Here is a 13,463-nt window from a genome sequence, read left to right as displayed (position 1 = left end):
GGTTATCTCCTAAATTAAAGCGCTTTGGCCATAACAATTTCGCATGCGTCATGGCCGGTCTCTCCCCAAGCGCCGTCTAAGTGCTCAAAACCTAAAGACTCATACAGCTTAATAGCTGCTCCCAAACACTCCGTTGTCTCTAGATACATCTGCTTGTACCCTTGTTGCTTCGCTAGCTGAAGACTTAGGGCAACAATACGTTTGGCCAGACCTTGACCACGCGTCTGCTCTAAGAAGTACATCTTTTGTAGTTCACACACTTCAGGCTTGCCTGCTAATGGCGCAAAACCGCCACCGCCAACAATCTTACCTTGGTACTCGATGACCCAATACATTGCATTGTCTTGGGCGTAGACAGAATACATATCATCCAGAGTTGGATCTCCAACACCATATCCTTTGTCAGCAGTTAGGCCATGCTCGGCCGACACCTGTCGAATAACCTTAGCGACTTGCGAGTTATCGGCTTGTGTCATCGGGCGGAGCACAAATTCATCCGCTTGGCAGACTTTTGTTAGGCCTTTGAGGTATGCCTCTAAGCCTTGCTTGAGCTGTTGCTGTTCGTTCTCATCGATCACCTTTAACAGGTCATCAAAGAAGCTATCTTGCTGTTGATCGAGTTGAGATAAGGTAGATGCACCCATATCAGTCAGCGTGATATTTTGGCTTCGCTTGTCGCGCGGATTCTCAATACTTACTACGAGGCCAAGCTTGCTTAACCCAGTCACAGTGCGACTTGCATTCGATTTGTCGACATTCAGTCGTTGTGCCAGTTGATTGATGGTTAATGGTTGCAGCTGGATCTCTCCAAGTGCATGTGCCTGTACCGGAGTGAGGGCTATCTCGCCACACTGTTTATCAAGCATCCCCAGCAAACGTACCGCTTGGCGAGAATAATGTCTTAGTTGACGAGCATTCACTATTATTAACCTCTTAAAATAAAGTTGCGCACCGCAATTAAATTAATTGCGGTGCGCAACTTTGTCAAGGGCAGCCATTGATTCACCAGTAGACTCTCTATTTTTTAGAGATAGCTCTCTAGTTTAAGCGTGTTGGTGGTAACAGAATCGAGGAACATTGGCTTCTGATTTGCGCTGCCAAACTTTCTCGTGAAAGTAGTAAGCAACTGTATTCAATGTTGGCTCTAACATCGCCATTACTCCACCCACAAAGGCATCACCTGTTAATAAGTAAACCACGGTAAATGCGACGCTGAAATGAATGGTTGCGAAACTAGCCGTTTTTAATTTGGTCATCCATTGACGAGCTTTTAGCGCTGGAACCTGAGCCCACGCCTTTTCATGAAAATAGAAAGCGACGGTATTCACTGAAGGTTCGATCATGGCAATTAAACTACCAATTAAGATGTCGCCAGTGAGTACGTAAGCGACACTAAATGCGATAGTAAAATGAAGTGCTGCAAAGGTTAGTGTCTTTTTCATGATAATTACTCATCGTTGTGTTGTTTCGATAAAGCTATTATTGATAATTATTATCATTAAATGAAATGGGTATTGGAGATTAATTCGATAGGCAAAAGCTATCAAAAAGAGTGTGGAGTTTGGAAATGCTGAGGTTAGTCGTGACAGAACCTAGCGGTATAAAAAAAGGTTGACCACAAGGCCAACCTTTCTATTTTCAGCGAGAAGTTCAAAGGCTTCTCATTGAGCGAGGGTTAAAGAGCTGCGATAGTCGCTTTCTGCTCTTCAAGCTTAGCTAGTGTCTCTTGGTAGCCAACTAGTTTCTCACGCTCTTTTGCGATAACCGCTTCAGGTGCTTTAGCAACGAAACCTTCGTTACCTAGCTTGCCTTCGATACGCTTGATTTCGCCGTGCGTTTTCTTCACTTCTTTATCAAGACGAGCAAGCTCTGCATCTTTGTCGATCAGACCTGCCATTGGGATCATCAGCTCAGATTGACCCACTAGCTTAGTCGCACATGCTGGCGTCTCAGTGTCGTCTGCAAGTACTGTTAGGCTATCTAGCTTAGCAAGAGAGTTTAGAACGACCTTATTCGCTTCGATACGTGCCGCATCTTTTTCGTTAGCAACCTTGATCATTACCTCTAGACCTTTGCTAGGTGCAATGTCGTACTCTGCACGTAGGTTACGGATAGCAGTGATGAAAGTTTTAACCCATTCGATGTCTTCTACGATCTCAGCGTTGAAGTTCTCTTCGTTAAACTGAGGAAGCGCTTGAGTCATGATCGTTCTTTCTTCAGAATCAGGGCCTTCAACACCGTCAATCAGCGGTATAACGCTCTGCCAGATAGATTCAGTGATGTAAGGAAGTACTGGGTGCGCAAGACGTAGCGTCTTCTCTAGAACCGTGATCAGCATGTAGCGAGTCGCTTGTTGCTGAGCTTCTGTACCTTTCCAAAGAACAGGTTTAGTTAGCTCTAGGTACCAGTCACAGAATTGGTTCCAGATGAATTCGTAAAGCGTGTTCGCAGCCATGTCTAGACGGAAGTTGTCTAGGTGAGCGTTAAACTCTTTCGCTGCTAGTTCAAACTGAGATTCAATCCACTTATCCGCTAGAGAGAATTCCATGTTTGCACGGTCTTCAGTAGATAGTGACATGCCACAATCGTGCTCTTCTGTATTCATCAGTACGTAACGGCTCGCGTTCCATAGCTTGTTACAGAAGTTACGGTAACCTTCAAGACGCTTCATATCCCAGTTGATGTCACGGCCAGTAGAAGCCATAGCAGCAAGAGTGAAACGCAGTGCATCAGTACCGTATGGTTCGATACCGTTTTCGAAAGTCTTACGCGTGTTCTTCTCGATCTTCTTCGCTAGCTGAGGCTGCATCATGTTGCCACAACGCTTCTCTACTAGAGACTCAAGGTCGATACCATCGATCATGTCGATAGGGTCAAGAACGTTACCTTTAGACTTAGACATCTTGTCGCCGTTTTCGTCACGGATTAGACCCGTTACGTAAACTGTCTTGAATGGTACTTGTGACTTACCATTTTCATCTTTGTTGAAGTGCATGGTCATCATGATCATACGTGCAACCCAGAAGAAGATGATGTCGAAGCCTGTTACTAGAACGTCTGAAGGGTGGAACGTCTTAAGGTCTTCAGTTTGCTCAGGCCAGCCTTGAGTACCGAACGTCCATAGTGCAGAAGAGAACCATGTATCTAGTACGTCGTCGTCTTGGCGCAGTACAACGACTGGAGCAAGGTTGTTGTTTGCACGTACTTCTTCTTCAGTACGGCCTACGTATACGTTGCCGTCGTTGTCGTACCATGCCGGGATACGGTGACCCCACCAAAGCTGACGAGAGATACACCAGTCTTGAATGTCACGCATCCAAGAGAAGTACATGTTTTCGTACTGTTTAGGAACGAATTCGATTTCACCATCTTCAACCGCTTTAACAGCAGGCTCTGCAAGAGGTGCAGCGCGTACGTACCATTGGTCAGTTAGCATTGGTTCGATAACTACGCCACCACGGTCGCCGTAAGGTACCGTTAGATCATGATCTTTGATTTCATCAAGAAGACCAAGCTCTTCAAATTCAGCAACGATCGCTTTACGAGCAGCAAAACGCTCCATACCGTGGTATTTAGCTGGTAGCTCAGTTGAGTAAACATCGCTAACTTCACCGTTAGTAGTGAAGACTTCAGCCGCATCACGAATGTCTGCGTTGAAAGTTAGGATGTTGATCATTGGCAGGTTGTTACGCTTACCAACTTCGTAGTCATTGAAATCGTGCGCAGGCGTGATCTTCACACAACCTGTACCTTTTTCCATATCTGCGTGCTCATCGCCTACGATAGGGATCAGACGGTTAACGATAGGAAGCAGGATCTCTTTGCCGATAAGATCTTTGTAACGTGGATCTTCTGGGTTTACAGCAACACCAGTATCACCAAGCATTGTTTCTGGACGAGTTGTCGCAACAACGATATAGTCTTTGCCTTCAGCTGTTTTCACGCCATTTGCTAGCGGGTAGCGGAAGTGCCACATGTGGCCTTTTTTGTCTTTGTTTTCAACTTCAAGATCAGAAATTGCAGTGTGCAGTTTTGGATCCCAGTTTACTAGACGCTTACCACGGTAGATTAAGTCTTCTTCATATAGACGAACAAACACTTCTTGAACAGCGTTAGATAGGCCGTCATCCATTGTGAAACGCTCGCGGTCCCAGTCTACAGAAGCGCCTAGGCGACGAAGCTGCTTAGTGATTGTGCCACCAGATTCGTTTTTCCATTCCCAGATTTTGTCGATGAAAGCGTCACGACCGTAGTCGTGCTTAGTTTTGCCTTCTTCAGCTGCGATCTTACGCTCAACAACCATTTGAGTTGCGATACCAGCGTGGTCCGTACCCACTTGCCAAAGGGTGTTTTTGCCCTTCATACGCTCAGCACGGATCAGAGTATCCATGATAGTGTCTTGGAACGCGTGACCCATGTGTAGGCTACCAGTGACGTTCGGTGGCGGGATCATGATGCTGTAAGCTTCTTTTGATGTGTCACCGTGTGGCTTGAAGTAGCCTTTCTCTTCCCAAGCCTGATACAGGGCTTGTTCGATTGATGTTGGGTTATATGTCTTTTCCATAGTGCTCTTTTACGGATACTGTGAATGGTTAATCTTGGTCAAACTTCATAAGTGAAGCTTCTTGAACCTTAATTCAAAGATAGCTTTAACTATGAGGTTTGACTATGGATGCTGAATCTCAATCGTTTGTAACTGATACCCAGCTTGACGGTAAATTTTATACCTTTCGCGCGCGAGTTGCTTCGCTTTTTCTTCGCAAGGCACGAAGTCTATCACCTGAGCAAAGGCGTTCGCAAAGGTTGTATGATTATCGGCCACATTTATTACCAATTGACGGTTCCAATTGGGCTTAACGCCCTCGTAACCTATTTCAATATTGGTCGCATACTTTGGACCTTCACCAACCAAGTTGTGTGCCATAAACTGCTCGGGTTCGACTTGCCAGAAAATTTCAGCAAGGCTCTCGGCATGCGCTTTGTCGTTGCAGTTCAGGTAGAGTTTTGCGCCTTGCTTAGCAAAGTGATGAGCGAGAAACAGCACGTACTCGGCAAAGCCTTGTGGCTCTGCTTGAGGGCTGTCTGGCGACACAATGTAAAAAGTGGCTGTCTGCATAACGCTACTCAAACTCGATAAAAGCGAGGGATAAGTTTCCCATCATAAGTTACTAAAAAAGGGCCCGTAGGCCCTTTTTATTATATTTGAAGATTACTCTTCAGTCTCATGGCCGCTGCGGTTCAATAAGAATTGGACTAGCATTGAGACTGGACGACCAGTAGAGCCTTTCGCTGCACCAGACTTCCACGCAGTACCTGCGATGTCGATGTGTGCCCAGTTGTATTTCTTAGTGAACTTAGACAAGAAACAACCTGCAGTGATAGTACCACCAGGACGGCCACCAATGTTTGCCATGTCAGCAAACGGGCTGTTTAGTTGTTCGTGGTACTCGTCTGCCATTGGTAGACGCCATGCACGATCACTTGCTTGCTCAGATGCGTTAACTAGCTCGTGAGATAGCGGGTTGTGGTTCGATAGAACGCCACTGATGTGGTGACCTAGAGCAATGACACATGCGCCTGTTAGCGTCGCAACGTCAACCACACAATCTGGTTCGAAACGCTCAACGTAAGTCAGTGCATCACACAGAACTAAACGGCCTTCCGCGTCAGTGTTTAGTACTTCAACAGTTTGACCAGACATCGTTGTTAGGATGTCACCTGGACGGTAAGCGTTGCTGCCTGGCATGTTTTCACAACCAGCAAGAATACCCACAACGTTGATCGGTAGGTTCAGTTTAGCTAGCGCTTTCATCGTACCGAATACAGACGCCGCACCACACATGTCGTACTTCATCTCATCCATGCCTTCGCCCGGCTTCAGTGAGATACCGCCTGAATCGAACGTTAGGCCTTTACCAACCAGTACAATTGGTTTTGCATCAGAGTCTGGTGCGCCCTTGTACTCCATGATAGACATCATAGATTCGTTCTTAGAGCCACGACCTACCGCTAGGTAAGAAGTCATGCCCAGTTTTTCCATCTCTTCTTCACCAATGATCTTAGTCGTCACTGTGTCGAAGTCGTCAGCAAGGCGACGAGCTTGAGATGCAAGGTATGCTGGGTTCGCGATGTTTGGTGGCATGTTGCCAAGATCTTTCGACGCTTTTACACCAGAAGCAATAGCTAGACCGTGAGAGATCGCTTTTTCACCTAGGCTTAGTTCACGACGCGTTGGTACGTTAAATACCAGCTTACGTAGTGGGCGACGAGTCTCAGGCTTGTTGCTCTTGAACTGATCAAATGTGTATAGGCCATCTTTAGTCGCTTCAACCGCTTGGCGAACTTTCCAGTAAGTATCGCGGCCTTTAACGTGCAGTTCAGTTAGGAAACATACTGCTTCCATAGAACCTGTTTCGTTAAGCGTGCTGATGGTTTTTTGGATAATTTCTTTGTATTGGCGCTCACCTAGTTCACGCTCTTTGCCACAGCCTACTAATAGAACTCGTTCTGAAAGTACACCTGGTACTTGATGCAGTAGTAGCATCTGGCCAGGTTTACCTTCTAGGTCACCACGTCGAAGTAGTGAACTGATATAGCCATCACTGATCTTATCTAGCTGTTCGGCTACTGGAGAAAGGCGGCGTGGTTCGAATACACCGACAACGATACATGCGCTGCGTTGTTTTTCTGGACTGCCACTTTTTACACTGAACTCCATGCGTACTCCTACATCCTGAAGACAAATAGAACTAAATGTTAGATAATGCGATCTTACTTGTTGGATCCTACAATGGAACTAACCTTATAGAAGAGCGCTAACACTTAGCTAAAAATTTAAAAAATAAAAGGTTCAACGGGAAATTATAGTGATTCAATCAAAAAAACAAGTTTTGTATAGGTAATTTGAGCGTGATTATTGTTAGATATTTGATCCGCGAGACAATCAAGAGCCAATTTGCGATCTTTTTTGTCCTTTTTCTTGTATTTCTTAGCCAAAAATTTATCAGTGTTTTGGCTGACGCCTCGGACGGTGATATTCCCGCAAGTCTCATTTTGTCGATTGTTGGCCTGAACATGCCAGCGATGGGACTATTGATGTTACCGCTGAGTATTTATATCGGTATTTTGCTGACGTTTGGCCGTTTGTATGCTGAAAGTGAAATCGTGGTGATGAATGCCACCGGTATTGGTAATAAATTTTTGATTCAGGCGGCTCTTTATTTAGCTTTGATTACCGCCAGTGTTGCAGCCTTTAACTCGCTTTGGTTATCACCATGGTCGCAAGACAAGGTTGAACAGTTGTATGAGCAAGTGGCCGCTGAAAATAGTGTCGACTTATTACCTAAAGGTAAATTTGAAAGTACACCTGATGGCTCTTCGGTTGTCTTTATCGATGACATAAAAGGCAATAAACTTGAAAATGTCTTCGTTGCACAGCTCACGCCTCGCGATTCAATCTTACCAAGTGTTATGTTCTCATCATCAGGGGATGTAAAAGAGCTGAGTGACGGACGACAAGTGATCGCGATGTATGACGGTACTCGCTATGAGGGCGTTCCAACTCGTGTTGATTATATGATGACGCACTTCGACGAGTACGAAGGACTAATTGGTCAGCGAGACGTTAAAAAGAAAGGGCGTGACTGGGAAGCAATCCCGACTCTGGATCTAATTAACCACCCAGACAATAATGCCAAGGCAGAGCTGCAATGGCGTATCTCTTTGGTCATCTGTATTCCGCTTCTAACCATGTTGGTTGTTCCATTGTCAGCGGTAAACCCAAGGCAAGGTCGCTTTGCCAAAATGGGACCTGCGATTTTGATCTACCTAACATACTTCTTAGCGATCAGTGCAACGAAGTCGTCAATAGAAGAGGGCAGCATCCCAGCCGCTATTGGTATGTGGCCAATCAATGCCGTGTTGTTGATTGTGGCTGTCTCTGCAAACTTTATGGATAGCGTGCCAGTAAGGCGCATGAAAGAAAAATTCAAGAAGAAAAGGTTGGCCTAAGCCGTGTTTAAGATTCTCGATTTATATATTGGCAGAACCATTATCTCTACCACTGCTTTGGTGCTTGTGACGTTTGTTGGCCTGTCTGGGATCATCAAATATGTTGAGCAGTTAAGAAAGGTTGGTCGCGGTACTTATGATCTGCTTCAGGCTTTATATTTTGTTCTTCTGAGTATTCCTCGTGATATCGAAATGTTCTTCCCGATGGCAGCGCTATTAGGGGCATTGATCGGTTTAGGTATGTTAGCTGCAAGTTCTGAGCTGGTGGTTATGCAAGCGGCAGGGTTCTCTAAGTTAGATATCGGTCTATCGGTACTTAAAACAGCAGTCCCTCTGATGATCATCGTAACCTTGCTTGGTCAATGGGGTGCACCGCAAGCACAGAAGATGGCTCGTGACCTAAGAGCTATCTCTATCTCAGGCGGCAGTATTGTTTCGACCCGAAGTGGTGTTTGGGCTCGTGACGCCAATGACTTTATTTTTATTGCCAAGGTCGATGATGAAAGGCTGTATGGCATAAATATGTGGCGTTTTGACCAAGATAAAAAGCTCCAGTCGACCATCTTCGCTGAGCAGGTTGATTACGATGGTAACAACACTTGGACAATGTCGGACGTGCAGATCACATCATTTGAGGATGATGTTCAAATTACCAAAGAGAGCTTACCGGCTTATTCTTGGGAAACATCTCTGGCTCCCGACAAACTGGCCATCGTAACCGTGAAACCTGAGGAGCTCTCGTTAAGCGGTTTATATGATTATGTCTCTTACCTGCAAGCTTCTGAACAAGATGCGTCTCGTTATGAGCTCGCTTTCTGGCGTAAGGTAACCCAGCCTCTGTCGATTGCTGTGATGATGCTGATGGCACTCTCGTTTATCTTTGGGCCACTAAGAAGTGTGACTATGGGCGCGCGGATCTTGTCGGGGGTGATTGCGGGCTTTACCTTCTATATATCGAGTGAATTCTTTGGGCCAGTCAGCTTGGTGTACCAGATACCTCCCGTATTTGGGGCAGTCGCGCCAAGTATTGTGTTCTTTGGTATCGCTTTGATGCTGCTAAGACGAAAGCTATAAAAGCTATTGATGAGAAAAGGGAAGGCGAGTGCCTTCCCTTTTTTATATTTGAAACCATTTCTTTAGCGACTATTGTGCTTTCGGCAGTACCACCACTTGGGTTTTAGCCCAGATATCATGGAAGCCACGTTTTTTAGGATCAAACGGAACACACAAATTGGCAAATCCAAATCCAGATGTACCTAAACGAATTAGAGCCTGAGTGACGCTAATTGCAGAGCCATCACTGTTTTGTACACGAAGTTTCCAAGCTCGCATACCTAGAGTTTGTCCTGCGCGAGTCCAGAAAAACACAAAGAAGTAACACCAAACTACCACAAGGTAGAAAGTGTAAGCTGGGCTCCAGATAGGGTGATTCGTCAGGAAGTCGCTCACATCTGCGTAACCTGCATGGGTAAACAGTCCCATTGCCATAAGGGCGTGGAGCAGAGCAACAACTACGCCCGCAGCCATCATTTCGATAGCAAGGACAATTAGCGCATCATAGAACAGAGCACCTAAACGGCGAAACATACCAGCGGGTGGTAGTGTATTAGTAGAGGTCATGACAGTACTTCTTTTAAAAATTTGGCGTCAGAATATAGGCTAAGCCCAAAAGTGGAAAGAGACATTGCGCACAGCTTATAACTTAGTGGCAAAATTTTGGATAAACATACCCATCGTCAGGTTTTTGATTTGCTCAATATGTTTATTTACCTTTTTGCCAAGCCATTCGCTCTCACCAAAAACGAAAAACTAACCACAACATGTAATGAGGTTAGTTTATAGCGATAATTATGGTTAGCTCTCAGACAGCCTCATTACTGTACTTGAAACATTTTCAGCCCCTTTGTGGATTTCATCCATCACCGTAGAAACTTCGGTAATTTTGGCATTTCCTTCTTCTGAAATTAATGACATTTCGGTCATTCTAGTCGTGACTTCATTGATTAATCCCTGATTCTCTTCAACAACTTTTACAATCTCGTCAGTGGAATCTGAAGTGCGTGAAGCGAGTTGGCGTACTTCGTCTGCTACAACAGCAAAACCTCTACCATGTTCACCGGCTCTAGCTGCTTCGATGGCTGCGTTCAGTGCCAAAAGGTTAGTTTGATCAGCTATTCCCTGTATGGTTGCTACGATGTTTTGAATGTTTTGCGAACTATCTTTCAGTTGTTGTACTTTTTGCGCCGTTTCTACTGCTTTCTGAGATACATTCAATGACGATTTCACAGAATCTGCCAAAAGCCTCAACCCCTCTTCAGCGATTTGCGCTGTTTCTATTGATGTTGAGTAAGCTATCTCAGACGCTTCGGTGATAGCTCGATTGCGTTCAATACGCTCGGTAATATCACTTGAAAATTTTACTATTTTTACAACATTCCCAGACTCGTCAATGACTGGATTGTATGTCGCTTCGATCCAGACTCTTGAGCCATGAGAGCTACGACGTTGGAAAAGCCCTGATTTAATCTGCCCACTTTGTAACTCTTGCCAGAAGCGCGGGTTTTCATTGTAGAAATCATCAAAACAGAACATGCGATGATGTTGGCCTTCTACTTGATGGGCACTATAGCCCAGTGTATTTAAGAAATTAGAATTTGCCTTAAGAACGGTTCCTTGTGGGTCAAATTCAATAATGGCTTGAGATTTATCTAAAGCTGAAAAAAGCGCTTCGTTTCTCTGTTTTTCATAGTAAAAATCAGTGATATCGGAAGCAATTTTTCCTATACCAGTAACACGGCCTTGGGAGTTCTTAATCGGAAAATATGTTGCTTCAAGAATGACAATTTCACCTTTCTTATTAATCCTTTCAAAGGTTCCCTTTTTAGTCGTTCCATTAGCAAGATCTCTCCAAAAGCTCTTATAAACAGATGAGTTAACATGGATATCTGAACAGAAAATTTTGTGGTGTTTGCCAATAACTTCGTGTAACGAGTATCCAACCACACTCAAAAACAACGGGCTTGCGTCTTGAATGATTCCTTCTAGGTTGAACTCGATCCATGCAATATGATTTTTTAAGGAATCGTATACATTATCCGAATGACTGGACTCTATCACTAGCTCTTTCTTCTTAGAAAAAAACATGAATTGACCTTACTTAATAAGAGGGGGAATGGTTACTGACATTTGTATAATTATGGCGATCAGACAGTTATGACCTTTTAATTTGACTAATCTTTTATTTGCGAAGCATATCACATTGCATTCGATTATCTTCAGGAGTTTCATGAGCTGTAGACCATTGATACCTCTCATGCCGTTGACAGCACTACCTGCCTTGTAGTGAAAGAGAGTGCCCATTTTCTTACATCTAAAATCTATCTCTGAGAGCGTATCACCGTCGTTTCTTCATCATGAATAGATCAGACTTCGTTAAAAATCTCGCGTAAGACGCTGGGTTAACACCAACAGTTGGAAGCGACATTGGGCACAGCTTATGGCCTGCTGGCGAAATTATCGGCAAACACACGTAATTTCAAGTTTTTATACTTGCGACATTCATACGCATACGTATAATGCCAAACATCGAGAGGGCAATAGCCCCCAGATAATGCCGGTATGGTGAAATTGGTATACACGACGGATTCAAAATCCGTTGCCTTCGGGCGTGGCGGTTCAAGTCCGCCTACCGGTACCATATTTTAAGACAGAGCCTCAACGAAAGTTGGGGCTTTGTTGTATCTGGAGCTTGGAAAGCGTTGCCTTCGCGGTGGCGGCAGGAATGCCTGTCCAATCAGTCCGCATAACCTGTACCATATATAGAAAGGTCGCTTTTATAGCGACCTTTCAGACTGCTGACAAAGGTCTAGCTTTCAAGCTAGACCTTTGATCTAATAGGGGTATCGAAATATGGATATCTCACTATGCTTCAAGAGCCTTCACCTCAACAATATGAACTCGAAATGGTCACCATGGAACAGCTCGTTCCTCAGAACCATTTAGTTCGTAAGATAGATAAAGCCATCGACTTCGAGTTTATCCGTAATGAAGTCGCTCACCTCTACTGTAAAGACAACGGTCGCCCACCTGTTGACCCTGTACGCCTGTTTAAAATCATCCTGCTTGGTTACCTCTTCGGAATAAAAAAGCGAGCGACAACTCGTGAAAGAGATTGAAGTCAATGTCGCTTATCGATGGTTCCTGCGTATGTCACTGACAGAGAAAGTTATCCATGCATCGACACTCAGCCAAAACCGTATTCGCCGCTTTAATGGTACCGATGTGTTTGAGCGTATCTTTATCAATATCGTAGAGCAGGCAATGGCGAAAGGTTTGGTCGCAGGCCAAGAACTATTTACTGACAGCACGCACCTAAAAGCCAATGCCAACAAAAATAAGCACACGAACAAAGTGACTAAGGTTCGCGCCAGTGCTTATCTTGATATGCTCGATGAAGATGTCGCGCTAGACCGAGAGAAAGAGGGTAAGAAACCTCTAAAGTCACGTACCGCTGAGCCTAAAACTAAGAGCACCAAAACGAGTACTACCGACCCGGAAAGTGGCTTCATGACTCGAGATAATAAGCCCCAAGGCTTCTTCTATCTCGACCACCGTACAGTGGATGGACAGCATGGCATTATCTTAGATACCCATGTCACAGCAGGTAATATCAATGACTCTCAACCTTATGTGAAGCGTCTGGACTATACCCTAGAGCAATTTAACCTTAATCCAATCGCCGTTGGACTCGACGCGGGCTACTTCACTGCGCCAGTCGCTGAGTCATTAGAGCGTCGAAATATCTTAGGCGTGTTCGGTTATCGCAGACCATCGAGAACAAAGAATGCGTTCAAGAAAAAGCACTTCATCTACAATGGAGAGCGAGACAGTTACCGCTGCCCTAACGGTCAAGAGCTCATCTATAAAACAACGTCTAGAGATGCGTATCGTGAGTATCACTCCGACCCGAAAGAGTGTGCGTTCTGTCCAATGAGAGATGACTGTACGCAAAGTAAAAATATAAAGAAAGTCATTACAAGACATATCTATACGGACGCGATGGATAGAGCCAACCAAATGCGGCTCTCACCTTATGGAAAAAAGACGTATAGGCGAAGAAGTGAGACGGTAGAGCGGAGCTTCGCCGACGCTAAGCAGCACCATGGTCACCGTTATGCCCGCTTCCGCGGGCTCTCGAAAGTGCAAATGCAATGTTGGTTGGCAGCTGCCGCTCAAAACATCAAGAAGATAGCCTTGGTGGTGAGCTATTTACAAAAAATAGGGCTAAATATGTCCCAAATACGTCAAATTATGGCGTCTAGATGCCAATTTAAGTGTTGGGCTCTTCCAAACTTCGCATAATAAAAAAATATCGCGATCGCGGCCTACGGCCGCTCGAAAAAAGAGAACCCCACTTCAAAAAGTGGGGTTCGTCAGCAATCTGAAAGGTCGCT

Annotated in this window: 10 protein-coding genes and 1 tRNA gene; 4 read left to right on the top strand and 7 right to left on the bottom strand. The window is 44.9% G+C overall.

Annotated elements, in window-relative coordinates; translation table 11 throughout:
* Positions 1-14 precede the first annotated feature (14 nt).
* The 5 genes from AC6I7V_RS12000 to pepA form a co-directional block, all read right to left on the bottom strand.
* Entirely contained in the window at positions 15-920 is a 906-nt protein-coding gene (locus AC6I7V_RS12000) for a bifunctional helix-turn-helix transcriptional regulator/GNAT family N-acetyltransferase (protein ID WP_498010939.1), read from the bottom strand.
* Between the two features lie 123 nt (positions 921-1,043).
* A complete protein-coding gene (locus tag AC6I7V_RS11995) occupies positions 1,044-1,442 on the bottom strand; it encodes a DUF2061 domain-containing protein (protein WP_255229848.1) in 399 nt (132 codons plus the stop codon).
* A 233-nt stretch (positions 1,443-1,675) separates the two neighbouring features.
* A complete protein-coding gene (locus AC6I7V_RS11990) occupies positions 1,676-4,564 on the bottom strand; it encodes a valine--tRNA ligase (protein ID WP_498010938.1) in 2,889 nt (962 codons plus the stop codon).
* Between the two features lie 102 nt (positions 4,565-4,666).
* The gene (locus AC6I7V_RS11985; RefSeq protein ID WP_152469331.1) at positions 4,667-5,116 is read right to left on the bottom strand and encodes a DNA polymerase III subunit chi; all 450 of its coding nucleotides are present in this window, start codon (positions 5,114-5,116) and stop codon (positions 4,667-4,669) included.
* 93 nt (positions 5,117-5,209) lie between these two features.
* Entirely contained in the window at positions 5,210-6,718 is a 1,509-nt protein-coding gene (pepA, locus tag AC6I7V_RS11980) for a leucyl aminopeptidase (protein WP_032553239.1), read from the bottom strand.
* Positions 6,719-6,909: 191 nt separating this feature from the next.
* Between pepA and lptF the strand changes: the two genes are divergently transcribed.
* Together lptF and lptG are read left to right on the top strand one after the other, a co-directional pair.
* Complete coding sequence (lptF, locus tag AC6I7V_RS11975; protein WP_498010937.1) at positions 6,910-8,010, top strand: LPS export ABC transporter permease LptF; 1,101 nt, start codon at positions 6,910-6,912, stop codon at positions 8,008-8,010.
* Positions 8,011-8,013: 3 nt separating this feature from the next.
* On the top strand, positions 8,014-9,084 hold the full coding sequence (lptG, locus tag AC6I7V_RS11970; RefSeq protein ID WP_261882125.1) for an LPS export ABC transporter permease LptG: 1,071 nt from the start codon (positions 8,014-8,016) through the stop codon (positions 9,082-9,084).
* A 69-nt stretch (positions 9,085-9,153) separates the two neighbouring features.
* Here lptG and AC6I7V_RS11965 read toward each other — a convergent pair whose 3' ends face one another.
* Together AC6I7V_RS11965 and AC6I7V_RS11960 are read right to left on the bottom strand one after the other, a co-directional pair.
* A complete protein-coding gene (locus tag AC6I7V_RS11965) occupies positions 9,154-9,630 on the bottom strand; it encodes an RDD family protein (protein WP_498010936.1) in 477 nt (158 codons plus the stop codon).
* Between the two features lie 234 nt (positions 9,631-9,864).
* Positions 9,865-11,154: a methyl-accepting chemotaxis protein gene (locus AC6I7V_RS11960; RefSeq protein ID WP_498010935.1), complete on the bottom strand. Its 1,290-nt coding sequence runs from the start codon at positions 11,152-11,154 to the stop codon at positions 9,865-9,867.
* A 468-nt stretch (positions 11,155-11,622) separates the two neighbouring features.
* On the opposite strand from AC6I7V_RS11960, the gene AC6I7V_RS11955 reads away from it, so the two are divergent.
* Both AC6I7V_RS11955 and AC6I7V_RS11950 read left to right on the top strand, forming a co-directional pair.
* A tRNA-Leu gene (locus tag AC6I7V_RS11955) sits at positions 11,623-11,707 on the top strand.
* Positions 11,708-11,933: 226 nt separating this feature from the next.
* A protein-coding gene (locus AC6I7V_RS11950) for an IS1182 family transposase (protein WP_498010782.1) occupies positions 11,934-13,371 on the top strand; the annotation gives its coding sequence in 2 pieces (ribosomal slippage) (positions 11,934-12,152 and positions 12,154-13,371; 1,437 coding nt in all).
* The last annotated feature ends 92 nt before the right edge of the window (positions 13,372-13,463 follow it).

The sequence above is a fragment of the Vibrio sp. KUL70 genome (genome assembly GCF_059725515.1).
Note: the sequence above shows the minus strand (reverse complement) of the source record. Positions and strands in the feature narration are given on the sequence as shown.

Bases quoted from the DNA above. Each gene is read 5' to 3' on its own strand.
- AC6I7V_RS11995 (WP_255229848.1), bottom strand. From the start codon at position 1,442: ATGAAAAAGACACTAACCTTTGCAGCACTTCATTTTACTATCGCATTT.
- AC6I7V_RS11990 (WP_498010938.1), bottom strand. From the start codon at position 4,564: ATGGAAAAGACATATAACCCAACATCAATCGAACAAGCCCTGTATCAG.
- AC6I7V_RS11985 (WP_152469331.1), bottom strand. From the start codon at position 5,116: ATGCAGACAGCCACTTTTTACATTGTGTCGCCAGACAGCCCTCAAGCA.
- pepA (WP_032553239.1), bottom strand. From the start codon at position 6,718: ATGGAGTTCAGTGTAAAAAGTGGCAGTCCAGAAAAACAACGCAGCGCA.
- AC6I7V_RS11965 (WP_498010936.1), bottom strand. From the start codon at position 9,630: ATGACCTCTACTAATACACTACCACCCGCTGGTATGTTTCGCCGTTTA.
- AC6I7V_RS11960 (WP_498010935.1), bottom strand. From the start codon at position 11,154: ATGTTTTTTTCTAAGAAGAAAGAGCTAGTGATAGAGTCCAGTCATTCG.